The organism is Thermus sp. H19.2, assembly GCF_054979525.1.
In genome coordinates this window covers 1,685,189-1,709,171 of sequence record NZ_CM143429.1, presented here as the reverse complement: position 1 = coordinate 1,709,171, position 23,983 = coordinate 1,685,189, and the positions used below count along the sequence as shown (strand labels likewise).

24 protein-coding genes are annotated in these 23,983 nt (G+C 68.2%); 7 read left to right on the top strand and 17 right to left on the bottom strand.

From position 1 onward, the window contains the following. The first annotated feature begins 35 nt into the window (after positions 1–35). Together mutS and mutL are read left to right on the top strand one after the other, a co-directional pair. Positions 36–2,471: a DNA mismatch repair protein MutS gene (mutS, locus tag ACY5J6_RS09240; protein ID WP_462846521.1), complete on the top strand. Its 2,436-nt coding sequence runs from the start codon at positions 36–38 to the stop codon at positions 2,469–2,471. Next, positions 2,468–4,102: a DNA mismatch repair endonuclease MutL gene (mutL, locus tag ACY5J6_RS09235; RefSeq protein ID WP_462844670.1), complete on the top strand. Its 1,635-nt coding sequence runs from the start codon at positions 2,468–2,470 to the stop codon at positions 4,100–4,102. Before mutS ends, mutL begins: the two co-directional genes overlap by 4 nt. Here the strand turns inward: mutL and rraA are convergent. Next, positions 3,996–4,490 carry a ribonuclease E activity regulator RraA gene (gene rraA, locus ACY5J6_RS09230; protein ID WP_462844669.1) on the bottom strand — a complete coding sequence of 165 codons (495 nt, stop codon included), beginning with the start codon at positions 4,488–4,490 and terminating at the stop codon, positions 3,996–3,998. The two genes, mutL and rraA, sit on opposite strands and share 107 nt — an antisense overlap. Positions 4,491–4,508: 18 nt before the next feature. Between rraA and purU the strand changes: the two genes are divergently transcribed. Continuing rightward, positions 4,509–5,366 carry a formyltetrahydrofolate deformylase gene (gene purU / locus ACY5J6_RS09225; protein ID WP_462844668.1) on the top strand — a complete coding sequence of 286 codons (858 nt, stop codon included), beginning with the start codon at positions 4,509–4,511 and terminating at the stop codon, positions 5,364–5,366. 46 nt (positions 5,367–5,412) lie between these two features. Then, positions 5,413–6,630 (top strand): S1C family serine protease, encoded by a 1,218-nt coding sequence (locus ACY5J6_RS09220; protein WP_462844667.1) that lies wholly within the window; start codon positions 5,413–5,415, stop codon positions 6,628–6,630. On the opposite strand, the gene ACY5J6_RS09215 is transcribed toward ACY5J6_RS09220, so the two are convergent. From ACY5J6_RS09215 to ACY5J6_RS09195, 5 genes are read right to left on the bottom strand one after another with little or no spacing between them, the layout of a single operon-like run. Then, entirely contained in the window at positions 6,627–7,010 is a 384-nt protein-coding gene (locus ACY5J6_RS09215; protein WP_462846520.1) for a hypothetical protein, read from the bottom strand. The two genes, ACY5J6_RS09220 and ACY5J6_RS09215, sit on opposite strands and share 4 nt — an antisense overlap. A 43-nt stretch (positions 7,011–7,053) precedes the next feature. Beyond that, entirely contained in the window at positions 7,054–8,031 is a 978-nt protein-coding gene (locus ACY5J6_RS09210) for a TAXI family TRAP transporter solute-binding subunit (RefSeq protein ID WP_462844666.1), read from the bottom strand. A gap of 28 nt (positions 8,032–8,059) precedes the next feature. Continuing rightward, entirely contained in the window at positions 8,060–10,198 is a 2,139-nt protein-coding gene (locus ACY5J6_RS09205; protein ID WP_462844665.1) for a TRAP transporter permease, read from the bottom strand. A 60-nt stretch (positions 10,199–10,258) separates the two neighbouring features. Further along, positions 10,259–11,248: a TAXI family TRAP transporter solute-binding subunit gene (locus ACY5J6_RS09200; RefSeq protein WP_462844664.1), complete on the bottom strand. Its 990-nt coding sequence runs from the start codon at positions 11,246–11,248 to the stop codon at positions 10,259–10,261. A 32-nt stretch (positions 11,249–11,280) separates the two neighbouring features. After that, entirely contained in the window at positions 11,281–12,393 is a 1,113-nt protein-coding gene (locus ACY5J6_RS09195; RefSeq protein ID WP_462844663.1) for a site-2 protease family protein, read from the bottom strand. A gap of 65 nt (positions 12,394–12,458) precedes the next feature. Here ACY5J6_RS09195 and ACY5J6_RS09190 point away from each other — a divergent pair, with 65 nt between their 5' ends. Beyond that, positions 12,459–13,655, top strand: a complete 1,197-nt coding sequence (locus tag ACY5J6_RS09190; protein ID WP_462844662.1) for an MFS transporter — start codon at positions 12,459–12,461, stop codon at positions 13,653–13,655. Here ACY5J6_RS09190 and wecB read toward each other — a convergent pair. The 4 genes from wecB to ACY5J6_RS09170 all read right to left on the bottom strand — a co-directional run bounded on the left by wecB (position 13,630) and on the right by ACY5J6_RS09170 (position 17,436). Further along, positions 13,630–14,748 carry a non-hydrolyzing UDP-N-acetylglucosamine 2-epimerase gene (wecB, locus tag ACY5J6_RS09185; protein ID WP_462844661.1) on the bottom strand — a complete coding sequence of 373 codons (1,119 nt, stop codon included), beginning with the start codon at positions 14,746–14,748 and terminating at the stop codon, positions 13,630–13,632. The two genes, ACY5J6_RS09190 and wecB, sit on opposite strands and share 26 nt — an antisense overlap. Then, a complete protein-coding gene (locus ACY5J6_RS09180) occupies positions 14,745–15,830 on the bottom strand; it encodes an MraY family glycosyltransferase (RefSeq protein WP_462844660.1) in 1,086 nt (361 codons plus the stop codon). The genes wecB and ACY5J6_RS09180 overlap by 4 nt, the downstream gene beginning before the upstream one ends. Continuing rightward, positions 15,827–16,453 (bottom strand): uracil phosphoribosyltransferase, encoded by a 627-nt coding sequence (upp, locus tag ACY5J6_RS09175; protein WP_462844659.1) that lies wholly within the window; start codon positions 16,451–16,453, stop codon positions 15,827–15,829. Before upp ends, ACY5J6_RS09180 begins: the two co-directional genes overlap by 4 nt. A gap of 140 nt (positions 16,454–16,593) precedes the next feature. After that, a complete protein-coding gene (locus ACY5J6_RS09170; RefSeq protein ID WP_462844658.1) occupies positions 16,594–17,436 on the bottom strand; it encodes a phosphotransferase in 843 nt (280 codons plus the stop codon). Positions 17,437–17,454: 18 nt separating this feature from the next. Here ACY5J6_RS09170 and ACY5J6_RS09165 point away from each other — a divergent pair, with 18 nt between their 5' ends. Beyond that, complete coding sequence (locus ACY5J6_RS09165; protein WP_462844657.1) at positions 17,455–18,528, top strand: radical SAM protein; 1,074 nt, start codon at positions 17,455–17,457, stop codon at positions 18,526–18,528. Positions 18,529–18,644: 116 nt separating this feature from the next. Beyond that, positions 18,645–19,034, top strand: a complete 390-nt coding sequence (locus tag ACY5J6_RS09160) for an NADH-quinone oxidoreductase subunit 15 (protein ID WP_462844656.1) — start codon at positions 18,645–18,647, stop codon at positions 19,032–19,034. Here the strand turns inward: ACY5J6_RS09160 and hemW are convergent. From hemW to glcF, 7 genes are read right to left on the bottom strand one after another with little or no spacing between them, the layout of a single operon-like run. Beyond that, positions 19,031–20,134, bottom strand: a complete 1,104-nt coding sequence (gene hemW, locus ACY5J6_RS09155; protein WP_462846519.1) for a radical SAM family heme chaperone HemW — start codon at positions 20,132–20,134, stop codon at positions 19,031–19,033. The genes ACY5J6_RS09160 and hemW overlap by 4 nt on opposite strands. Then, positions 20,127–20,525 (bottom strand): HEPN domain-containing protein, encoded by a 399-nt coding sequence (locus tag ACY5J6_RS09150; RefSeq protein WP_462844655.1) that lies wholly within the window; start codon positions 20,523–20,525, stop codon positions 20,127–20,129. The genes hemW and ACY5J6_RS09150 overlap by 8 nt, the downstream gene beginning before the upstream one ends. Further along, positions 20,515–20,832 carry a nucleotidyltransferase domain-containing protein gene (locus ACY5J6_RS09145; protein WP_462844654.1) on the bottom strand — a complete coding sequence of 106 codons (318 nt, stop codon included), beginning with the start codon at positions 20,830–20,832 and terminating at the stop codon, positions 20,515–20,517. Before ACY5J6_RS09145 ends, ACY5J6_RS09150 begins: the two co-directional genes overlap by 11 nt. Before the next feature lie 4 nt (positions 20,833–20,836). After that, a complete protein-coding gene (locus tag ACY5J6_RS09140) occupies positions 20,837–22,057 on the bottom strand; it encodes a glycerate kinase type-2 family protein (protein ID WP_462844653.1) in 1,221 nt (406 codons plus the stop codon). Next, positions 22,042–22,434, bottom strand: a complete 393-nt coding sequence (locus tag ACY5J6_RS09135) for a type II toxin-antitoxin system VapC family toxin (protein WP_462844652.1) — start codon at positions 22,432–22,434, stop codon at positions 22,042–22,044. The genes ACY5J6_RS09140 and ACY5J6_RS09135 overlap by 16 nt, the downstream gene beginning before the upstream one ends. After that, entirely contained in the window at positions 22,434–22,694 is a 261-nt protein-coding gene (locus tag ACY5J6_RS09130; RefSeq protein ID WP_054638686.1) for a type II toxin-antitoxin system VapB family antitoxin, read from the bottom strand. Before ACY5J6_RS09130 ends, ACY5J6_RS09135 begins: the two co-directional genes overlap by 1 nt. A 32-nt stretch (positions 22,695–22,726) precedes the next feature. Beyond that, positions 22,727–23,983: a glycolate oxidase subunit GlcF gene (gene glcF, locus ACY5J6_RS09125; RefSeq protein WP_462844651.1), complete on the bottom strand. Its 1,257-nt coding sequence runs from the start codon at positions 23,981–23,983 to the stop codon at positions 22,727–22,729.

Genomic DNA, 23,983 nt, shown 5'->3' with positions numbered 1-23,983 from the left:
CCTTGGGTATCCGGAAGGGCCCTTTTCGGCGTATGATGGGAGGCATGCTCAAGGGCGAAGGCCCGGGTCCGCTGCCGCCCCTTCTTCAGCAGTACGTGGAGCTTCGGGACCGCTACCCGGACTACCTCCTCCTCTTCCAGGTGGGGGACTTCTACGAGTGCTTCGGGGAGGACGCCGAGCGCCTTGCCCGCGCTCTCGGCCTCGTCCTCACCCACAAGACCAGCAAGGACTTCACCACCCCCATGGCGGGGATTCCCATAAGGGCCTTTGACGCCTACGCCGAGAGGCTCTTAAGGATGGGCTTCAGATTGGCGGTGGCCGACCAGGTGGAGCCCGCCGAGGAGGCGGAGGGCCTGGTGCGGCGGGAGGTGACCCAGCTCCTCACCCCGGGGACCCTCACCCAGGAGGCCCTCCTCCCCCGGGAGGCCAACTACCTGGCCGCCGTCGCCACCGGGGACGGGTGGGGCCTGGCCTTTTTGGACGTCTCCACCGGGGAGTTCAAGGGGACCCTCCTCAAGGGCAAAAGCGCCCTCTACGACGAGCTCTTCCGCCACCGGCCCGCCGAGGTTCTCTTGGCCCCGGAGCTTCGGGAGAACGGGGCCTTCGTGGAGGAGTTCCGCAAGCGCTTTCCCGTGATGCTCTCCGAGGCCCCCTTTGACCCGGAGGGGGAAGGGCCCTTGGCCCTGAGGCGGGCCCAGGGGGCGCTTCTCGCCTACGCCCGGGCCACCCAGGGGGGGGCCTTGAGCGTGCGCCCTTTTCGCCTCTACGACCCCGGGGCCTTCGTGCGCCTGCCCGAGGCGAGCCTGAAGGCCCTCGAGGTCTTTGAACCCTTGCGGGGCCAGGACACCCTTTTCGGGGCGCTGGACGAGACCAGGACCGCGCCTGGAAGGCGGCTCCTCCAGGCCTGGCTCCGCCACCCCCTTCTGGAAAGGGGGCCCCTGGAGGCGCGGCTTGACCGGGTGGAGCGTTTCGTGCGGGAGGGGAGTTTGAGGGAGGGGGTGAGGCGCCTCCTCTTCCGCCTCGCGGATTTGGAGCGCCTGGCCACGAGGCTGGAGCTTTCCCGGGCAAGCCCCAAAGACCTCGCCGCCCTCCGCAGGAGCCTGGAGATCCTCCCCGAGCTTAAGGGCTTCCTCGGGGAGGAGGTGGGGCTTCCCGACCTTTCCGGCCTTTTGGAGGAGCTTAGGGCGGCTTTGGTGGAGGACCCGCCCCTCAAGGTTTCCGAAGGGGGGCTCATCCGGGAGGGGTACGACCCGGACCTGGACGCCCTAAGGCGGGCCCACGCCGAGGGGGTGGCCTACTTCCTGGACCTCGAGGCCCGGGAGAAGGAGAGGACCGGCATCCCCACCCTCAAGGTGGGGTACAACGCCGTCTTCGGCTACTACCTGGAGGTGACCCGGCCCTACTACGAAGAGGTGCCTAAGGAGTACCGCCCCGTCCAGACCCTCAAGGACCGGCAGCGCTACACCCTGCCCGAGATGAAGGAAAGGGAGCGGGAGCTCTACCGCCTCGAGGCCCTGATCAAGAGGCGGGAGGAGGAGGTCTTCCTCGCCCTGAGGGAGAGGGCGAGAAAGGAAGCGGAGGCCCTAAGGGAGGCGGCGAGGATCCTCGCCGAGCTGGACGTCTACGCCGCCCTCGCCGAGGTGGCGGTGCGCTACGGCTACACCAGGCCCCGCTTCGGGGAGAGGCTTCGCATAAGGGCGGGGCGCCACCCGGTGGTGGAGCGCCGCACCGCCTTCGTCCCCAACGACCTGGAGATGGCCCACGAGCTCGTCCTCGTCACCGGGCCCAACATGGCGGGGAAGTCTACCTTCCTCCGCCAGACCGCCCTCATCGCCCTCCTCGCCCAGATCGGGAGCTTCGTGCCCGCCGAGGAGGCGGAGCTTCCCCTCTTTGACGGGATCTACACCCGCATCGGGGCCTCCGACGACCTCGCCGGGGGGAAGAGCACCTTCATGGTGGAGATGGAGGAGGTGGCCCTGGTGCTCAAGGAGGCCACGGAAAGAAGCCTCGTCCTCCTGGACGAGGTGGGCCGGGGCACGAGCAGCCTGGACGGGGTGGCCATCGCCACCGCTCTGGCCGAGGCCCTGCATGAGCGGCGGTGCTACGCCCTCTTCGCCACCCACTACTTTGAGCTCACCGCCCTCGCCCTGCCCCGGCTGAAGAACCTGCACGTGGCCGCCAAGGAGGAGGAAGGGGGCCTCGTCTTCTACCACCAGGTTTTGCCGGGCCCCGCCTCCAAGAGCTACGGGGTGGAGGTGGCGGAGATGGCGGGCCTCCCCAAGGAGGTGGTGGCCCGGGCCAAGGCCCTCCTCCAGGCCATGGCCGCAAGGCGGGAAGGCGCCCTGGAGGAGGTCTTGGAGCGCCTCCTCGCCTTAGACCCCGACCGCCTCACCCCCCTCGAGGCCCTAAGGTTCCTCCACGAGCTCAAGGCCTTGGCCCTGGGCCTCCCCCTGGGTAGCATGAAGGGGTGATCCGCCCCCTGCCTCCCGAGCTCAGGGGCCTCCTCGCCCGGGGCGAGGTGCTCCTTGCGGTGAAGGACGCCGTGCGGGAGCTTCTGGAAAACGCCCTGGACGCCGGGGCCAAAAGGGTGCGGGTGGAGCTTTGGGGCGGTGGGCTTGAAAGGCTTGTGGTGGAGGACGACGGGGAGGGGATCCCCCTGGAAGACCTCCCCCTCGCCGTGGAGCCCTACGCCACGAGCAAGCTCCAGGACCTCGAGGACATCCGCACCCTGGGCTTCCGCGGCCAGGCCCTTTACGCCTTGAGGCAGGCGGCCACCCTCAAGATCCGCTCCCGGCCCCGGAAGCAGCTTGGGGGGGGCCTCCTTTGGGTGAGGGGAGGGCGGGTGGAGGTGAGGGAGGGCCCCGCCCCACCGGGGACCCGGGTGGAGGTCCTGGGCCTTTTCCAGGGCGAGGGGCGGGACCCCAAGGGGGAGGTCCGGGGGGTTTTGGAGCTCCTCAGGCGCTACCTCCTCCACCACCCCCACCTTTCCCTGACCCTCTTCGTGGAGGGGGAGGCCAGGCTCCTCTTCCCCGGGGCGGGGCTTCTGGAGGCGGCCCGCCTCGCCTTCGGCAGGGTCTTAGCGGAACGGCTCTTTCCCGTGGAGGCCGAGGAGGGGGAGTGGGCCCTTTTGGGGCTCTTCTCCGGCCCCCAGGTTTCCCGCGCCCGGGAGGATGCCCTCTTCCTTTCGGTGAACGGCCGTCCCGTGGCCTTCCCTCCGGGGCTTCTCAAGGCCGTGCGCCGGGCTTATCGGGAGCTCCTTCCCGAGGGGCATTTCCCCGTGGGGGTCCTGAACCTCAGGCTTCCCCCTTCCGCCTTCCGGCTCCGCTTGGACGCCCGCAAAGAGGAGGTTTTTTTGGAGCCCCAGGTGGAGGCCTTTGTGGAAGAGGCCCTAAGGGAGGCCCTGGGACGGAAAAACCTGGCCCGCCTCCTCCCCGACCCCAAGCCCCTTCTTCCCCTTTCCCCCCCCACCCCTTCCGGCCTACCCCGGCTCCGCTTCCTCGCCCAGTTCCGGGAAAGCTACCTTCTGGCCGAAGGGGAGGACACCCTCTACATCGTGGACCAGCACGCCGCCCACGAGCGGGTGATCTTTGAGGAGCTCAAGCGGCGCCTCGAGGGGGAAGGCCTGGCCCCCCTCCCGTACCCGGTTGTGGTGGAGCTCTCCCCCGGGGAGGAGGAGCGTTTGGGCCAGGGCATGGAGGGCCGGCTTTTCGCCTACGAGCCCTTCGGGCCATCGAGGGTCCGCCTTCTGGAGGCCCCGCCCTTCCTCCACCCCTACCCCCTTTTGCTCCCCGAGGTCTTCAAGGAGGCCCTCCGGGGCGAGGGGGGAAGCCTTCGGGGTCTTCTTGCCCGGCTTTCCTGCCTTCCTGCCCTCAAGGCGGGCCACCCCCTGGGGAAGGCCCAGGGCCAGGCCCTTCTGGACGCCCTCCTCACCTGCGAAACCCCTTGGGTCTGCCCCCACGGGAGGCCGGTGCTTCTGGCCCTGAAGGAGGAGGAGCTCATCCGCCGCTTTGGCCGCCGCTCGGGGGCTCGGGGAGGAGAAGGAGCCCGTCCTCATCGGCCACCAGGAACCACCCCGGAAGAACCTGTGCCCCGAGAACCTTGAGGCGCACGTCCACCTCCCCCTTGCCCTCCTTGGCGCTCCTTTTGGGGGTGGCGGCGAGGGCAAGGACGCCGATGGGGACCTCCTTGAGCTCCTCCACATCCCGCACCGCCCCGTGGACCACCACCCCGGCCCACCCCTTTTCCCAGGCCAGGCGGGCCAAGTTCCCCCCCAAAAGGGCCGTCCTGAGGGAGCCTCCCCCGTCCACAAAGAGGACCTGGCCTGCGCCGCCTTCCTCCAGGACCTTACGCACCAGGGCGTTGTCCTCAAAGACCTTAAGGGTCCTGATCCGCCCCGCGAAGCGGGTCCTGCCGCCAAAGCTTTTAAAGACCATGGGAAGGGTTTCCCCTTCCAGGTGGAGGTCCGAGAGATCCGTGGTCCGCGCCTCCATGGGGATATAGTAGCCCCCATGGAGGAGGCGCGGCTTCTTATCACCTGCCCGGACCGCCCCGGCATCGTGGCCGCCGTCACCGGTTTCCTCTACGCCCACGGGGCCAACATCACCGACCTCCAGCAGCACTCCACCGACCCCGAGGGGGGTACCTTCTTCATGCGGGTGGCCTTCACCGCCTCCCACCTGGACCTGGCCCGCCCCGCCCTGGAAAGGGCCTTCCAGGAGGTGGTGGCAAGCCGCTTCCAGATGCGGTGGCGCTTGGCCTATGCCTCGGAAAAAAAGCGCACCGCCATCCTGGTTTCCAAGCCCGCCCACGCCCTACTGGAGCTCCTTTGGCGCTACCGGGTGGGGGAGCTTCCCATGGACCTCCGCCTCGTGGTTTCCAACCACCCCGACCACAAGGAGGAGGTGGAGCGCTTCGGCATCCCCTACCACCACGTGCCCGTGGAGAAGGGCAAGAAGGAGGAGGCGGAGGAGAGGATCCTCGCCCTTCTGGAGGCGGAAGGGGTGGAGCTCGTGGTCCTCGCCCGTTACATGCAGGTCCTTTCGCCCTCCTTCGTGGAACGGTATCCCATGCGCATCCTCAACATCCACCACTCCTTCCTCCCGGCCTTCGCCGGGGCCGACCCCTACCGCCAGGCCTACGAGCGGGGGGTGAAGCTCATCGGGGCCACGGCCCACTACGTCACCGAGGAGCTGGACCAGGGCCCCATCATCGAGCAGGACGTGGTGCGGGTCTCCCACCGCCACTCGGTACGGGAGATGAAAAGGCTGGGGCAAGAGCTGGAAAGGACCGTCCTGGCCCGGGCGGTGCGCTGGCATCTGGAAGACCGCATCCTGGTCCACGAGAACCGCACCGTGGTCTTCGTCTAATCGCCGCCTAACGGGGCGGGGGTAAGGTGGGGCCAGGAGGTGGCGCATGAACCTAGGCCGTTCCTTCGTGGGGTTTTTGGTGCTTTCCGTGATGGCGGGGGCCGTGCTCTGGTGGGGCCTCTCCCAGGGCCAGACCCCCCGCCCCCAGGCCGCCCCGCCCCCTTCGGACGGGGGTCTTCTAGAGTACGAGCGGAACACCGTGGAGATCGTGGAGCGCTACGGGGACGGGGTGGTCTACGTCTCCGTGGTCACCCGGCCCCAGAGCGTCCAGCTTCCCCCGGGGTTTGAGTTCTTCGCCCCCTTCCTGCAGGTGCCCCCTCAGCAGGGCACGGGCTCCGGCTTCGTAATAGACAAGGAGGGGTACATCCTCACCAACTACCACGTGGTGGAGGGGGCAAGCCAGATCACGGTGAAGTTCCACAACGATCCCAAGGAGTACCGGGCCCGCCTGGTGGGGGCGGCGCTCCCTTTGGACGTGGCCCTTCTCAAGGTGGACGCACCCAAGGACAGGCTGGTACCCCTGGTCCTGGGGGACTCCGACCGGATCCGGGTGGGACAGAAGGCCATCGCCATGGGGAACCCCTTTGGGCTGGAGTTCACCGTGACCCAGGGGATCGTTTCCGCCATCCGGGAAAACCCCGGGGCCATCGGGGACGAGTCGGGCCTCGTGCCCCAGGTGATCCAGACGGACGCCGCCATCAATCCCGGGAACTCCGGGGGGCCCCTCCTCAACTCCCGGGGCGAGGTCATCGGCATCAACACCGCCATCTTTACCCCCACGGGCCAGTTCGGCGCGGCCCAGTTCGCCGGGGTGGGGTTCGCCTTGCCCATTAACCTGGTGAAGCAGTACCTGCCCGAGCTCAGGGCGGGGAAGACCCTGACCGCCGAAGCCATCGTCCGAAACCGGCCCCGGCTCGGGGTGTCCTTGACCCCCCTCTCCCTTTACCCGGAAAGGCTCCGCCAGCAGTACAACCTGCCCGAAAGCGGCCTCATGGTCCAGGAGGTGGAGCGGAATAGCCCCGCGGAGCGGGCGGGCCTCAAGCCCCCGAGCCGCTTCGCCTACATCCAGCTTCCCACGGGGGAGGCACTGCAGGTGGGGGTGGACGGGGACGTGCTCTTGGAGGCGGACGGGGTGCCCCTCACCTCCATCGCCCAGCTCCGGCAGGTTCTCTACGCCAAGAAGCCGGGGGAAGCGGTGGTCCTCAAGGTCTGGCGCCAGGGGCGCACCCTAACCCTCAGGGCGGTCCCCCAGGTGATCCGCTAAGGAGGCCAAAGAAGCCTTACCCTCAGGCATCCCCCCTCCGCTTGGAACCAGATTTCCCCCAGGCGGAGGGCTAGGCCCACCTCCGAGCAGTAATAGAGTTCCTTCCGCCTCTCCTGGGCCAGGACCTGGTTCCAAGGGTAGGCCCCGGCGGTGTAGTAGGCCTCCGTCTCGGCGTCGGTGTAGGCCCGGAAGCCCTGGAAGCGAAAGAGGGGCCGAAACTCCAGGAGCACGGGCTTCCCCGTCACCGAGTTCACAAACTCCACCCGCCCCTCCTCCCAGGGAAGGAGGAGGAGGAAGCGCCGGGTGGCCCCTTCCTCCACCGCCACCAGGCGGACCAAGGAGAGGGTCCCCAAGCCAAACCAAAAGGCCCAGCTCCTCAGGAGCCGGGCCCAGGGGTTTAGGGAAGGCGCCTTCCTCACCGCTTCACTTCAAGGCCCCCGCCTCGCGGAAGTAGCGCAGCGCCCCCTCATGGTAGGGGATGGTGCCGCCCACGAAGCGCACGGCGTTTTCCAAGGAAGTGTCCTTAGCGGCGGCCACCGCTTGCCGGAGGGCCTGGAGGTTTTCAAAGGTGGCCTTGGTGAGGGCGTAAGCCGCCTCCTCGGGGAGGCTCGCCGGACAGACGAAGAGGTTCCAGAAGGTCAGGGTGGGGGTGTCGGCGCGGGTGTTGTAGGTGGCCTTGGGGATTACCCCGGTTCCCGCGAGGCCGGGAAAGCGTTTCTGGAAGGTCTGGGCCACGGTGCTCTTGGGGTCAATGGGCACCAGGTAGAGGCGTTGCCCCTTCCGGGCCAAGGCGGCGGAGAGCTCGGTGATGGCCCCGGTGGGTAGGCCCCCCGACCAGAAGAAGGCGTCCAGGTTACCTTCGGAAAGGGCATTGGCGCTCTCCTGCGCTCCCAGGCGCTCCTGCTTGGCGAAGTCCTTGGGGGAAAGACCTGCCGCCTGGAGGACGAGAAGGGCCTCCACCTCGGTGCCCGAGCCCGGGGCCCCGGTGGAGACCCGCTTGCCCTTGAGGTCTTGGATCACCCGGATGCCGCTTCCCTCCCGGGCGGCGATGTGCAGGTAGTTGGGGTACATGGCGAAGAGGATGCGGGCGCTCTTGGCGGGCTTGTCCTTGAAGCGCTCGTGGGTGCCCGTGTAGGCCAGGTAAGCGGAGTCGGGGAGCACGGTGGCGCAGTAGTAGGTGCCTCCCCCGGTGCGGTTCTCCAGGAGGAGGAGGTTGTCGATGGAGGCCGCCGTCTGGATGGCCTGGGCCTCCGCCACCCCTGCCTTGTTCCAGATCTCCGCCAGGGTGGTGCCGTAGTAGAAGTAGACCCCGCCCACCCCGCCGGTGGCGATGACCACCTTGGGCTTTTGGGCCAGGGCCAGGCCGCTCAGGGCTAAAAGGGCCAGCAGGACTCGCTTCATCCCCTTCCTCCTTTCCTTCGGCCCTACCCTAAGCCCCTTTAGGCCCTCCCGTCAAGCCCTTGCGGAAGAAGGGGAGGCCCAAGAGGAAGGCGGCCAGATTCAGGTAGGGCTGGGGCACGAAGAGGAGGACCGCCAAGGCCCCCAAGGCCCAGGCCTCCCAGCGCTTAAGGGGCCTCCTCGTGTACCCCGCTCCCGAGGCGGAGAGGTAGACCACCCCAAGCCCCACGGCGAGGAAGCGCCAGAGGATGAGGAGCCAGGCCTCTTGGGGCGGGGCGGTTTCCAGGGCGGGCACGATGAGGAGGGCCGAGCCCGAGTAGGCCAGGAGGAAGAAAAAGCCCACCAGGTACTTGGAAAGGGCCACCCGGGCGGCGTAGACCCCGGTCCGCAGAGGGTCGGTGCCGAAGACGCTGGCGGCGGCGTAGGCGGAGAGGGCCACGGGCGGGGTCACGTCGGCGAGGACGGCGTAGTAGAAGAGGAACATGTGGGTGGCGAGGAGGGCGGCCTGCTGGGCGGCCTCCGGGCCCAGGCCCTCCGCGGTGAAGTTCTTCACCGCCAGGGCGATGATGGCGGGGGCGGTGAGGGCGGAGGTGAGGACGTAGGTGGCCGTGGGGGGGACGCCCATCCCCAAAACCAGGCTAAAGAGGGCGGTGATGAGGGTGGCGAGGAGGAGGCTTTCCCCGGAAACTTGCTGCAAAAGCTGGCTGAACTTGGAGGGGAGGCCGGAGATCACCATGTTGGCGAAGATGAGGTTGGCGGCGGTGACGGCGGTGCCGATGGGAAGCAGGGTGCGGAAGCCTTCGGCAAGGCCTTGGAAGAGGGGGCCGAGGCCCTTGGGCCTCAGGGTGGGGTCCAGGTAGGCCAGGGCCACGAAGAGGACCAGGGCGAGGCTCGCCGCGGTGCGCACCTCGTACCCCAGGTAGAGCATGGCCACGATGAGGAGGATGGGGAGGAAGATGAAGCTGTAACGCAGGACGTAGGCCCTTCGGCCCATGCCGAGCTCTGGGGCCACGGGCTTAAGCCCCGCCTTCCTGGCGTAGAACTCGTTGAAGGCCAGCACGGTGGTGAGGTAGAGGAGGGCGGGGCCGATGGCCATGACGATCACCTTCAGCAGGGGAATCTGCAGGATCTCCACCATGATGAAGGCGATGGAGCCCAAAACGGGCGGGGTGATGAGGGCGATGGTGCCGGCGGTGGCCACGAGCCCCGCGGCGATGAGGCGGTCGTAGCCCGCCCGCTCGTAAAGGGGCTTGGTGAGGGCGGCCACGAACTGGGTGTCGGCGGCCCCGCTTCCCGAGAACATGCCCATGAAGACGCTGGCGATGCCCGTAACCCGCCCGGGGGTGGCGGGGTGCTTGCCCACCAGGGCCAGGGCCATGTTGGCCACCACCCTGCCCAGGCCCAAGGCGGCGATCATCCCGGAGAGCAGGGTGAAGTAGACCAGGTACTTGGCGGAGACCCCGGTGATGAGGCCGTAGATTCCGGCCTCCGTCTCGTTGAAGGTCTTGCCCAGGAGGAGGTCGATCCCCTGGCGGCTTCCCCTAAAGGCCCCCGGGAAGAGGTCGGCGTAGAGGTTGTAGCTGAAGAAGAAGAGGACGAGCACGGGCATCACGGGGCCCAGGAGGCGGTAAACCGCTCCCAGGACCAGCGTGATGAGGCCGAAGGACATGGCCATGTCCCAGGGCTCGGGCAAGACAGCCCGGTAGACCAGCTCCTCAAAGTGGCGGAGCTGGTACAAGGTGGGGAAGAGGGCGAGGAGGACCCCCAGGAGGTCGGCGGGGCGCTTGAGCCCGGGGAGGAGGGCGGGCAAGACGGCCACCGCCCAGTACAGAAGACCCGTGAGCTTGGCGGCAAGGGGCAGGCTTACCCCGGGGACGTTGGGGAAGAGGAAGTTGTAGAGGGGCACGAGGCTGAAGAGGAAGTAGACCCAGGCCCCGGGGGTGCGCTTCCTCGGCAGGTAGAAACTCACCAGATAAGCGCCCAGAAGGAGGAAGAGGACGTGGGTGCTCCGTTGTAGCTGTACCTGATCCAGGATGGGGATCTCGGCCCGGGAGAGGGGGGTGAAGGGGTGGAGGACCAGGTAGAGGCTATAGAGGGCCCCCAGCACCAGGACCCAGTGGGTGAACCGGGTGAGGGGGGTGGAGGGGTAGGCCGGGTGTTCTAGCTCCATGGACTTCTCCAAGAAAGCCCGGGGTCCGGGGGTTCCCCGACCCCGGGCGCGTGCGGCTTCTTACTTGAGGAGGCCCTTTTCCTTCAGGTAGCGTTCCGCCCCGGGGTGGAAGGGGATGGGGAGCTTGCCGTAGAGGCGGACGGTGGCCTCGAGGCTGGTGTCCTTGGCGGCGGCCACCGCGGTGCGCAGGGTGTCCAGGTTCTCGAAGACGGCCTTCACCGTGGCGTAGGCGGCCTCGGCGGGCAGGGTGTCGGGGCAGACCACGATGTTGCCCGTGGCCAGGCCGGGCACGTCGGTGCGGGTGTTGTAGACGCTCTTGGGCACCTTGTAGGTGTCCACCAGGCCGGGGAAGCGCTTCAGGACCACCTGGGCCGTGGTGCTCTTGGGGTCTATGGGCACCAGGTGGATCCGGTCCCCCTTCCGGGATAGGGTCTGGGAGAGTTCCACGATGGAGCTGGTGGGCAACCCTCCCACCCAGAAGAAGGCGTCCAGGGTGCCCTCGGCCAGGGCCTTGGCCGCCTCGGCCACGGGGAGGCGCTCCCGCTTGGCGAAGGACTCGGGCTTCACCCCGGCCCCCTGGAGGACGAGGAGGGCCAGGTTCTCCGTGCTGGAGCCGGGTTGGCCCGTGGAGACCCGCTTGCCCTTCAGGTCCTGCACCAGCTTGATGCCCGTCTTTTCCGAGGTCACCAGGTGGATGAAGGAGGGGTACATGTAGAAGAGCACCCGTTGATTCTTGGCCGGGCGTTCTTTGAAGCGGGGGTCCTCTCCCGTAAAGGCCACGTAGGCGGAGTCCGTGGTGGTGAGGGCGCAGTAGAAGGTGTTGGCCTGGGGGTTGGTGCGGTCGCGGAGGAGCTGCAGGTTGTCGTAGGAGCCCCCGGTCTGCACGGGCTGGGCCTCCGCAGCCCCCGCCTTGTTGAGGATGTCCGCCAGGGCGGTGCCGTAGTAGAAGAATACCCCCCCGGTGCTTCCGGTGCCGAGGACCACCTTGGGCTTCTGGGCCAGCCCAAAGGCCGCAAGGGACAGGGCCACGAGGATAAGGCTTCGCTTCATGTTCACCTCCCGCATACTTTTGCGCCCATACCCTACCTTGGTCCCGGGGTCCTGTCAAGGGAGGAAAGGCCCAGAACCCTTGCCTGGAAGGCCCGCAGGAGATCGGTCTTGCTGAGGACCCCCACAAGCCTTCCCTCTTCCAGCACCAGGGCCCGGGCGTAGCCCTGCTCGGCCATGCGTTCCAGGGCGCTTAAGGCCGTGTCCTCGGGGGAGAGGAGGAGGGGGGGCTGGAGGTAGCGTTCTATGGGGGCTTCTGGGTCAGCCCCCTCGAGGTGCTCCAGCCCCACCGCGCCCAAGACCCGGCCCTCCGCCACCACGGGGAAGCCCGAAACCTTATGGAGGAGGGAAAGCCTGAGGAGCTCGCCCACGGGAAGGTCGGGGGGAAGGGCGATGGGGTTTTGGGTCATCAGGTCCTTCACCTTCAGGCCCTCCAGGGCCTGGGCCAGGAGGGTGGCCTCGGCGTCGGCCCTCGAGGCCATGTACACGAAGAAGGCCATGAGGACCAGAAAAGGGTTGAAGACCGTAAGCCCAAAAAGCCCCAGGGCCAGGGCCACCGCCTGGCTCAGGGCCAAGGCCTGCCTCGTGGCCTGGAGGTAGGGCTTCCTGAGGGCGAGGAGGGCACGGAAGACGCGGCCCCCGTCCAGGGGCAGGGCGGGGAGGAGGTTGAAGAGGCCCAGGGTGAGGTTCACCAGGGCCAGGTAGTGGGTGAGAAACCCTAAGACCCCCTCCCCCTGGCGCAGGAGCCAGAAGAGGAGGGCCAGGGCGAAGCTTACCAAAGGCCCCGCCACCGCCACCCAAAGCTCCCTTAGGGGTTCTCGCGGGATCCGTTCCAGCTGCGCCACCCCGCCCAGAAGCCACAGGGTGATGCGCCGGGTGGCGATGCCGTAGCGCCTCGCCGCGAGGGCGTGGCCCAGCTCGTGGAGGAGAACGGAGAGGAAGAGCCCCGTGGCGGCCAGAAGGCCGAGGAGGAAAGGCCAGGGCCCCCGGAGGAGGCCCTCTTCCTGGGGGAGCCCGAAGAGCCTCAGGTACAAGGGCAGGTTCCCGGCGATGAGCAGGGCCAGGAGGGGGAGGACCACCAGAAAGGAGAGGTCCAGGTAGAGGGGGATGCCCAGGAGGCGGAAGAGGAAAAGCCCGCGCTGGAGCATGCCTCAGTATAGGCCGACGCGGGGCATCCCGGTTATGACTGGTCGGTCAGTCGTAGGATAGGGGGGTGCTGGCCCTGGCCCTTCTCCAAGACGCCCGCTACCGGACCTACTGGATGGCCCTTTTCGTTTCCCAGATGGGCACCTGGATGCAGGCGGCGGCCCAGGGGTGGCTGGTCCTCCTCCTCACGGGAAGCGCCGAGCGGCTGGGCTTGGTGGTGGCCCTGCAGTTTCTGCCCTCCCTCCTCTTCTCCCTGCCCGCCGGGGTCCTGGCGGACCGCTACCCCAAGCGGAACCTCCTCCTCTTCACCCAGGGGGGGATGATGGTCCTGGCCCTCCTCATGGCCCTCCTGATCCTCACCGGGTGGGTGCGTTACGGGCATGTCCTCCTCTTCGCCTTCCTCTACGGGGCCTTGAACGCCATGGACCAGCCCGTGCGCCAAAGCTTCACCGTGGAGCTGGCGGGCCGGGAGCGCTACCCGGGGGCCATCGCCTTGAACTCCTTCGGCTTCAACCTGAGCCGCCTCCTGGGGCCGGCCTTGGCGGGGGTCTTGATCGCCCTCTACGGGGTAGGGGTGGCCTATCTGGCCAACGCCCTCTCCTTTTTGCCCCTCCTCCTCGTCCTCCTCCGCCTACCCCCGGGGCCCGTGGGCGAGGGAGGGGAAGGCCGCTGGTGGCGGGAGGCCCTGGAGGGGGTGCGCTTCGTGCTGGAGCACCCCCTGGTGCGCCGGGTGGTGGGGCTGGTCCTCTTCGCCAGCCTTTTCGGCATGAACTTCCAGACCCTGGTCCCCGCCTACGCCCGGCTGGTGCTCTCCCTTTCCGCCACCGGCTACGGTTTTTTGGTTTCCAGCGTGGGGCTTGGAGCTTTGGGGGCGGCCTTGATCATGGCCTTCACGGGGAGGCCAAGGCCCGGGCGTCTCCTCCTGGGCGCCTTCGCCCTGGCCTTGGCCCACCTGGGCCTCTTCTGGGCCCACCGGTCCTCGGTGCCCCTTTTCTTGGCCTTAGGGGGGTTTGGCATGATCTCCGTTCTCATCAACGCCAACACCTTGGTACAGCTTTCCGTTCCCGACCGCCTGAGGGGCCGGGTCATGGCGGTCTACAGCCTGGTGATGCTGGGCACGGGGCCTTTAGGGGCTTACCTCACGGGGCTTCTCTTTGAGCTTTTGGGGGGGCGGCTGGCCGCCTTGGCCCTGGGGGGGATGGTTCTCCTGGTGGGCCTCTACCAGCTCCGCCCCTGGCCTAGGGGGTCCAGTCCTCGGGCCTAGGCCCCAGGCCAAGCCGCCAGGCCACTCCTCTCGCCACCCTAAGCCCCGCTTTCCCGTCCCCGTAGGGGTTCTTGGCCTGGCGCATGCGGGAAAGCTCCTCCGGGTTTTCCAAAAGCTCCCTCACCACCCGGAAGACCCTTTCGGGGTCGGTGCCCGCAAGCCTGAGGATCCCGGCCTTAAGCCCCTCGGGCCTCTCCGTGACGTTCCTCAGGACCACCACGGGCACCCCTAAGGCGGCCCCTTCCTCCTGGAGGCCCCCGGAGTCGGTGACGAGGAGGAGGCTTTCCCGCATGAGGGCGGCCATGGGGCCGTACTCCAGGGGGTCTAGGAGCACGAAGTTTCGCACCCCCTTGAGCACCGGGAAGACCGCTTCCCGCACCACGGGGTTCAGGTGCACCGGGTAGACGAAGGTGAGGTGGGGGAAGGCCTCGGCCACCCGCTTGAGGGCCCTGGCGAGGTCCTGAAGGATGGGCCAGTTCTCCCGGCGGTGCATGGTCACGGTCACGTAGGGCCCTTCGGGAAGCCCTTCGGGAAGCCGCCCGAGCTTGGCGGCCAGGAGCACGGCGTCCACCCCGGTCTGCCCCGTGACCAGGATCCCCTCTTCCCGCTTTCCCTCGCGGAGGAGGTTTTCCTTGGCCAGGGGCGTGGGGGCGAAGTCCAGGTCGGTGAGGACGTCGGTGAGGCGGCGGTTGGCCTCCTCGGGGAAGGGTTCCTTGAGGTTGTGGCTTCTCAGGCCCGCTTCCACGTGGCCCACGGGAATCCCTTCCAGGAAGGCCGCCCAGGCCACGGCGAAGGTGGTGAGGGTGTCCCCGTGGACCAGGACGTAGTCCGCCCCCATCTCCTTGAGGGCCCTCGCCGCCTGGGGGAGGATGCGGGCCGCGAGGTCGGGCAGGGCCTGGCGCTCCTGCATCACGTCCAGGTTCCGGTCCTCCTGGATGCCGAAGAGGCTCAGGGCCTGGCGGAGCTGTTCCCGGTGCTGTCCCGTGAGGAGGACCAGGGGCCTGAGGTAGGGCATGGCCTTCAGGGCCAGGTAAACAGGGGCCATCTTGGTGGCCTCGGGTCTCGTGCCGAAGGCGAGGACCACGCGCTTCATTCCCCCCTCCAGAAGGCTCTAAGCCTGCGGTACGTTACCCAGGAAAGGCCCAGGAAGGTGGCGAGGAGGCTCGCCAGGATGGCCTCCCAGGGCATCCCCAGGTAGGCCATGGCCACGAGGTTGAAGAGGAGGGCCACCCCCCAAAGGAGGAAGGCGGCCCGCCTTTGGGAAAGCCCCCGGGCCAGGAGGCGGTGGTGGATGTGGTCCTTCCCCGGGGTGGAAAGGGGGTTCTGTCCCCGAAGAAGCCGCCTCAGGACCACCTGGGTGGTGTCCAGGATGGGTAGGAGGAGAAAGAGGGCTGGGGGAAGGAGGCCCAAAAAGGTGGTGAGCTTGAGGTTGCCGAGGAGGGCGGTGGCGGCCAGGGTGTAGCCCAGGAAGTAGGCCCCCGCGTCTCCCAGGATGATGCGGCTTGGGTGCAGGTTGTGCCGCAAAAACCCCAAAGCGGCCCCGGCCACCGCCGAGAGCACCAGCGTCCCCGCCGCCCAGTAGGGGAACTGGGCGGAGACGAAGAGGAGGCTCATGGCGCTGATGAAGGCGATGCCCCCGGCGAGGCCGTCCAGGCCGTCCATGAGGTTGAGGGCGTTGGTGATCCCCACCACCCAAAGCCAGGTGAGGAAAAGGCCCAAGGCGGGGTCCAGGGGCGTGCCGAAGGCGGCCTCGAGGCGCACCCCCACCGCCATGAGGAGGAGGGCGGCCAAGGTCTGGACGAAGAGGCGGAAGAGGGGCGGAAGGCCGAACTGGTCGTCGATGAAGCCCACCATGACCAGCCAGGCTCCTCCCAGGAGGATGGCGAGGACCTGGATGAGCACCTGTTCCACCAGGATGGGCCGGAGGAAGGCCGCCACCACCAGGGCGAGGACCACCCCGGCGTAGACGGCGAGCCCCCCGGCGTTGGGGAGGGGTTCCCGGTTGAGGCGCCTTTCGTTGGGCAGGTCGGCCCAGCCCACCTTCAGGGCGAAGCGGCGCACCTGGGGCAGGAAGCGCCAGGTGAAGAAGAGGGCCAGGAGGAAGACGAAGGCCACGGTGAGCCATCCCGGCCCCGTGGGGTCGGCGATGCCAAGGCGTCTTAGAAGCTCGCTCATTTGGTCCCGTAGATCCGGTCCCCGGCGTCGCCAAGCCCGGGGACGATGTAGCCGTGGTCGTTGAGGTGCCGGTCGATGGCCGCCACCACCACCTCGGTGTCGGGGTGGTCCTGGGCGATGCGCTCTAGGCCTTCTGGAGCGGCGATGATGCACATGAGCTTGATGCCCGTGGCCCCCCTTTCCTTGAGGAGGGCGAGGGCGTGGCTAGCGCTTCCCCCCGTGGCCAGCATGGGGTCCAGGAGGAAGACCCTCCTCTCGGCGATATCTGGGGGGAGCTTGGCGTAGTACTGCACGGGGTTCAAGGACTCGGGGTCCCGGTAGAGGCCGATGTGCCCCACCCGGGCGTGGGGTACGAGCTTCAAGATGCCCTCCACCATGACGAGCCCCGCCCGGAGGATGGCCACCAGGGCCAGCTTTTTCCCCGAGAGCACCTGGACCTTGGCCGGGGCCACGGGGGTTTCCACCCAGGCCTCGGTGAGCTCGAGGTCCCGCATGGCCTCGTAGGCCATGAGGAGGGAGACCTCCTCGGCCAGTTCCCGGAAGTCCTTGGGGCCCGTGCTTTTGTCCCGGAGGTGGGCCAGCTTGTGCTGGACCAGGGGGTGGTCCACCAGGGTGATCCTCATCCCCATGAGCCTAAGCCCCCGCGCGGGGGTTGCGCAACCTAAGTGCCCGCACCTTGGTTTCGCAACATGAGGTGCCCGAACTAGGGCTGGAAGAAGGCTCTTTTGGGGCCCCCACCGCGGCGAAAGCCGCGGTGGGGTGCCTAACACCCCCTTCCCCGGAGGGGAAGGCAGTCCCGGAAGAAACTTAGGGCCCTGGGGAGCTTTTCCTTGAGGGCCTCGAGGAAGCCCGCCGGATGCTTGGTCCGGAACCAGTGAAGGTCGTGGAGGTAGGTGAGGGGCACGTAGAAGGCGAGGCGTTCCCGGACCTCCTTGGGGTAGAGGCGAGCCATGCGGAAAAGGCTTTCCCGGGCGGCTTCCTCTCCCAAAAGGTCCAGGCTTCCCGTCTTCAGGAGGGCCAGGTCCCTGGCGGGGTCGTCGCCTCCCGAGCGCACCCAGTCCACCAGCAACACCTCCGGGCCTTCCTCCCCCGGGGCCTTTACCAGCAGGTTGCCCGCCCAGGCGTCCCGGTGGCAGAAGCGGCGTTCCACCCCGGCGGCCAGGGCCACCTCCCGCCTCAGGGCCCGGACCAGCCCCAGGGCCTCGGGCACCTCCCGGAGGCTCTCGGCAAAGGCCTCTAGCCGGGCAAGGAGCTCCTCCTCGGAAACGTACCCCGGCTCCGGCAGGCGGTGAAGGGCGAGGAAGAGGTGGGAAAGGGCGGCCAGGGTCTTGGAGGAGAAGGCCTCCGGTGCGAAGGGCTTCCCCGGGAAGCGGCGGGTGATGAGGACTCCCTGGCCCTCCACCTCCGCCACCCCCAAGACGAAGCTTCCCAGGCCGGCCCGGGCCATTCGCTCGGCCTCCAGGGCCGCCAGCTGGGCCTCCTCCTTTCGGTAGACCTTGTAGACCCGCTCCCCGTCGGTGTAGACCCGGGCCTCAAACCCCCCCAGCGGGGTCAGGCGGGCGAAGCCTTCGGGGGGGAGGAGGCCCTTCAGGGCGGCCACGGCCACGGGGCTTATTCTAGCCGTGTGGAGCTCCTGCGCCTCGAGGCCACCCTCCTCTCCCTAGGAGACCGGGTCCTTTCCTTTGACCGGGAGGGCCGTCCTTACCACTATTTCCGCCGAGGCCTCACCTTCAAGCGGTCCCTGGACGGAAGCCTCCACCTGCGCTACCGGGAGGGGGAGAGGAGGCGGCGGAAGCTCACCCGGGAGGAGGCCCTGGAGGTCTACCGGGAGGTCCTGGCCCTGGCGGAGGTCCACCTGAAGGACGCGCAAAGGCGGCGGGAGGTCTTGCGCTGGACCCCGGAAGGCCTCTTGGACTCCCGGCCCTACCGGGAGGCCTACCCCTGGCCCATCGGCATCCTCCCCCCCGACGCCTACCTTTCCGTGGTCCTCCAGGCCACCACCGGCTGCACCTGGAACCGCTGCGCCTTCTGCAGCTTCTACCAGGACCGCCCCTTCCAGAAGCGAAGCCCCGAGGCCTTCCGGGAGCACATCCAGGCCGTTTTGGCCCTCCTGGGGCGGGGAAGGCTTCTCAGGCGCGGGGTGTTCCTCGCGGACGGGAACGCCCTCGCCCTCTCCGAGCCCCTTCTTCCCCTCTTGGAGCTCGTACGGGCCCACTTCCCCGGGGAGCCCGTGATGGGGTTTCTGGACCTCTTCACCGGCCTGAAGAAAGCCCTTTCCTGGTGGGAAAGGCTTGGGGGTATGGGTTTGAGGCGGGTCTACATCGGCTTGGAGACGGGGCACGCTCCCCTCCTCGCCCTCCTCCAGAAGCCCGGCCACCCCAAGGAGGCCCTTCCCCTGGTGCGGGCCTTGAAGGAGGCCGGGCTTTCCGTGGGGGTGATCCTCATGGTGGGGGCGGGGGGAAAAGCCTTCCGGGAGGCCCACTTCCGGGAAAGCCTCGCCCTTCTCTCCGAGCTTCCCTTGGGGCCGGAGGACCTGGTCTACCTTTCCCCCTTCCAGGAGAACCCCCACGCCCCTTACGCCCGCCTGGCCCTCGAGCCCTTGGAGGACCTCGAGGGGGAGCTCCAAACCTGGGTGCGGGCCCTCAGGGCCCTGGGCCTGAAGGCGGGCCGGTACGATATCCGGGAGTTCCTGTACTAAGGGCCCGCACGTTGTTTTCACAACACGGGACGCCTAAGTTAGGGCTAGGAGAGGGCCCTTTTGGGGTCCCCGCCGCGGTGGGGTATTTAGGCGCCCCGGCGGCGTATACTTAGGCCATGAGCGCGTCTTCCGAGCGCCAACTCTACGAGGCCTGGGTGGAGCTCCTCTCCTGGATGCGGGAGTACGCCCGGGAGAAGGGCGTGCGCTTTGAGAAGGAGGCGGACTTCCCCGACTTCATCTACCGCATGGAACGCCCCTACGACCTCCCCACCACCATCATGACCGCCTCCCTCTCCGACGGGCTCGGGGAACCCTTCCTCCTCGCCGACGTCTCCCCGAGACACGCCACGCTCAAGCGCATCGGCCTCCGCCTGCCCCGGGCCCACATCCACCTCCACGCCCACTACGAGCCGGGCAAGGGCCTGGTCACGGGGAAGATCCCCCTCACCAAGGAGCGCTTCTTCGCCCTGGCGGATCGGGCGCGGGAGGCCCTGGCCTTCGCCTAGCCCTCCAGGGCCTCCCAGAGGGCCAGGACCACCCGGTGGAGGAGGGGGAAGGCCCGGGGGGTGGGAAGAAGCCTTTTCCCCCGGACGCGGAGGAGGCCTTCTTGGGCGAGCTCCTCCGCCGCTTCGCGAAGGAGGGGGAAGAGGACGAGCCCCGTCCTCTCCTCCACGGCTCCCACGTCCACCCCTTCCTTGAGCCTTAGGCCCAGCATGAGGCTTTCCTTGGCGTGCTCTAGGGGGGAGAGGGCTTCCTCCTTCGGCGGCTCCCCTCGGAGCCAGCGGGGAAGGGGCGGGTTCGTGCGCCTCAAGGCATAGGCCTCCCCCTCCCCGGGGTACTGCCCCGTGGCCGCGGGGCCCAGGGCGAGCCAGAAGCCCGCGCGCCAGTAGACCAGGTTGTGCCGGGCCTCTTCCCCTTCCCTGGCGAAGTTGGAGACCTCGTAGCGGAATAGCCCGGCTTCCCCCAGCACCTCCTCCGCCCGCTCCATGGCCCAGGCCTCCCCCTCGGGGTCCTCCTTTAGGCCCAGGAGGGCGAAGGGGGTGCCCTTCTCCACCTGGAGGGTGTAGGCGGAGACGTGGCCCACGCCCAAGGAAGCCGCTTCCTTCAGGTCTCCTTCCACCTCCTGCATGGGAAGGCCCAGGATGAGGTCTATAGAGACGCGAAACCCCGCTTCCAGGGCCATCTCCACCGCCTTGAGCGCCCCCTTCCTCCCGTGGGCCCGCCCCAGGAACCTGAGCACCGGGTCCTGGAAGCTTTGCACCCCTAGGGAGAGGCGGTTCACCCCGAGGTCCTTGAGGAGCCGGAGGCGGCTTGGGGAGAGGGTGCCGGGGTTGGCCTCGAGGGTCACCTCCGCCCCTTTGGCGAGCCGCCAGGGAAGGCTTTGGAAGAGGGCCACCAGCTCCCGGTCCCTTAAGTAGCTCGGCGTTCCCCCGCCCAGGTAGAGGGTGTCTAGGGCTTCGGGAAAGCGCTCGTGGAGGGCTTGGGCCTCTTCCCCAAGGCGCCTTAAGTAGGCCTCCACCCACCCCGGCCCCCGCCGGACCACGTGGAAGTCGCAGTAGGGGCATAAGGTGGGGCAGAAGGGGACGTGGACGTAGAGGCTAGCCACGGCCACTTTTCAAGACCTCCTCCACCCAGGCCACGGTCCGCTCCGCGAGCGCGAGGGCTTCCCTCCAGTCCTCCTCCGTGGCTTCCGGGAGGTCCCCGGGGTAGCGGCTGGCGACGGCAAAGGGGTTAAGCCGGGCAAGGGCTTCCAGCTCCAGAGGCACGGGGAGATGGGGGCGGATCAGCTCCAAAAGCCTTTCCAGGTCGTGGGTCTTGGGAAAGGGTATGCCTAAGGCAACCAGAAGAGCTTTGAGGGCCTTTTCTGCGGCTTGCTGGGCATCAAAGCAAGGTTCCTCCCAAACGACCTCGGGGCTTATCTGCCCAAGGCGGGCCCGGGCCAGGTTGCTCTTGGCCCGGACGAGCCAAGCCAAGGGATCTGTGGCTTCATGCGGCATAGAGCACCCGGCCTTCCCTTAGGACCTTGGGGTAAAGGGTGGTCCAGGCGTCCCGGTACTTTTCCAGGTCCTCCGCGGTGGCCAGAAGGAGGTCCAGGCTGAAGCCCTGTGTGGCCTTGCTCGCCGCCAGGTAGAGGTCCTTCCACACCCGCATGGTCTTGTACTCGGGAGGCACCACCACGAGGAGATCGTAGTCGCTTTCTGGGCGAGCTTCCCCCCGCGCCCGGCTGCCGAAGAGGATGACCTTTTGCGCCGGGACGGTCTTGAGGATGGCCTCGAGGACCGGGGCAAGCTCCGGGTACTCCACTCCCTCAGTCTACAAAGAGGAGCCGGAAATCGTTGAGATTGGTCCCCGTGGGGCCGGTCTTCAGAAGGGTTCCCGCCTCCTGGAAGAAGCCGAGGCTGTCGTTTTCCTCGAGGAAGGGCCTGGGGTCCAGCCCCTTCTCCCACACCGCCGGGGTGAGGAGGGCCCCGGCGGCGCCGCTATTCCCGTCCAGGCCGTCGGAGTCTGCGGCGAGGGCGTGGAGGGGGGTTTTGAGGTGGGCGTAGAGGGCGAGGAGGAACTCCAGGTTCCGCCCGCCCCTTCCCCTCCCCACCACCCGCACCTGGGCCTCCCCCCCGGAGAGGAGGAAGAGGGGCTTTTTGAAAGGCACCCCGTGGGCGCGGATGACCTCTATGAACTCGGCGTGGAAGCGGGCGAGGGCCCTGGCCTCCCCCCCGAAGCGGTCGGAAAGGATAACCGCCCGGAAGCCCTGGCCCCGCAAGAACCTTTGCGCCGCCTGGAGGAGGTGGAGGTTCGTCCCCACGAGGCGCCAGGCGAGGCGCCTTAGGGCGGGGTCTTGGGGCTTCAGGGTCTCGGGGAGGCGCCCTTCCGCCCCCTGCCGGAGGACGGCCCGCACCCTCGGGAAGGCGAGGCCAAAGCGGTCCAAGACGGCCAGGGCCTCGGCGTAGGTGGTGGGGTCCGGGTGGAAGGGGCCCGAGGCGATGACCGAGGGGTCGTCCCCCGGCACGTCGGAGAGGAGGAGGACGTGGACCTTCGCCCTGGTGGCGAGAAGGGCCCTTCCCCCCTTGATGCGGGAGAGGTGCTTGCGCACGGCGTTCATCTCGTGGATGCTCGCCCCGCTTTTGAGGAGGACCTCGGTGAGGGCCCGCTTCTCCTCCAGGGTGATCCCCAGGGGGGCGCACCACAGGGCGCTTCCCCCGCCCGAGACCAGGGCCAAGACCCGCGCCCTTGGGGAAAGGCCCTGGAGGAGGCTGAGGACCTCCTCGGCCGCCCGGAGGCTCTCCTCGTCGGGGAGGGGGTGGCGGGCGAAGACCGCCTTGAGCCCAGGGGCCTCCTGCCCCTTGGGCAGGGTGAGGTAGTAGGGAACCTCCCCGTAGCGGTCCATGGCGGCCCGGAGCATGGGGGCGGCCGCCTTCCCCACCGCCAGGACGAGGTCCGGCCGCCAAGGGGGGAGGTGTTTCGCCGTGAGGCGGTAGGGGTCCGTGGCCTTCAGGGCCTCGAGGAAGGTTTCCCTCAGGAGGGCTTCCACGCCAGGTCCGTCCGGTCGAAGTCCTGGCCCTTGTAGAGGAGGGGTTCCCCCTCTACCCGGGCTAAGGCGTAGCTCAGGCAGTCCCCAAAGTTGAGCCCGGCGGGGTGCCTGCCCCGCCCGTAGCGCCGGTAAGCGGAGATGGCCTCTCGGGCGTGCCTTTCGGTGAAGGGCACGATCTCGGCCTGGAGCTCGGTTAGGAGTTCAAAGAGAAGATGCACCCGCTCAAAGCCCAGCCGGGCGCCCAGGACGATCCCCGCTTCGGCCAAGGTGGGGCCGGCCACCTTGTGGGGGCGGGTGCGCCGGAGTTGCTCCAAGAGCTCCTCGTACTCTTCTTCCCGGAGGAGAATGGCCAGGAGGGCGGAGGTGTCCAGCACCATCAGTACCCCTCCTTGCCGTACCCCAGGATCTCTTCCTCCTCTTCCTTGGAGAGTCCCTTCCCCAAAAGCTCCGGCGGGATCTGGGGCCAGACCTCCTCCTCCAGGAAGCGGATCACCCGGTCAAAGCTTCGCTTCCGCTGAAGCTCCCTAAGGCGCATCTCCAGGGCCTTCCTCACGGCCTCCGTCTTGGTCTCCCCGGCGAGGCGGGCCACCTCCTCGGCCAGGCGCTCCACCTCCCGGTTGCGGATGGTGAGGGCCATGCTTTCAGCATGGCTGTACAAAGGTATGCATGTCAAGCCAAGGGCTCCCTCCCCTCGTAGAGGAGGGCGAGGAGCTCGGCGGTGTGCAGGACGGGGAGGTCCAGGTAGGCCTGGATCTGGGTGAGGCAGCCGATGTTGCCCGTGGCCACCAGGTCCGCCCCCGTGGCCTTGAGGTTTTCCGCCTTTCTCTTCCCTAAGGCCTCGGCGATCTCCGGCTGGAAGAGGTTGTAGGTCCCGGCGGAGCCGCAGCAGAGCTCCCACTCCTTGGGCTCCACGACCTCGAGGCCCGCCGCCTTGAGAAGCCTCCTCGGGGCCTCCCTCACCCCCTGGGCGTGGGCCAGGTGGCAGGCGTCGTGGTAGGCCACCCGCAAGGGACGCCTGGGAGGCGGGGGCGGGGTGAAGCCCAGCTCCTCTAGGAGGACGCTTACGTCTTTCACCTTGGCGGCGAGGGCCCGGGCCTCCTCCTCCTCGGGTTCTCCCAGGAAGAGGAGGGGGTACTCCTTCATCCCCGAGCCGCACCCGGCGGCGTTGGTGACCACGTAGTCCACGTCCCGGAAGGCCTTCAGGTTCTTCCGGGCGAGGCCCCTCGCCCCCTCCTTGTCCCCGGCGTGGAGGTTTAGGGCGCCGCAGCAGGCCTGCTCCTTTAGAACCAAGACCTCCACCCCGTTTTCCTGGAGGACCTGGATGGTGGCCTGGTTGATGGAGGGCCTGAGGACCCTCTGGGCGCACCCCAAAAGGATCCCCACCCGGGCCTTCCTCTCCCCCTTGGCGGGGTAGACCTCCCGGTAGGGGGCCTCCTCGGGAAGGCGGTCCGGGAGGAGGGCGAGGGGGGCCTTCAGGGGCTTGGGAAGGGGGAGGGGCTCGAGGAGGGGCTTCAGGCGCGCGCCGAGCCCCGCCAGGGGCCGGAAGCGCTCCGGGTAGGGGAGGGTGCGGAGGAGGCCCAGGCGGAAGACTCTCTCCAGGGGGAAGCGGTGCCGCTTTTCCTCGCTCCACAGGCGGAAGGTGGCGATGAGCTCGCCGTAGGGGACGCCGCTTGGGCAGGCGGTGACGCAGGCCTGGCAGGCGAGGCAGCGGTCCAGGTAGGGGAGGGCTTCTTCCAGCTCGAGGTTCCCCTCCAGGACCTCCTTCATGAGGAAGATCCGACCCCTCGGGGAGTCCATCTCCTCCTGGAGGACGGCGTAGGTGGGGCAGGTGGGGAGGCAGAAGCCGCAGTGCACGCAGGCCTCAATGGCGTGGGCCATCACCTCCCCCTCCTTGCCCAGCTTGTCTACGGGGATTTGGTGTTGCAT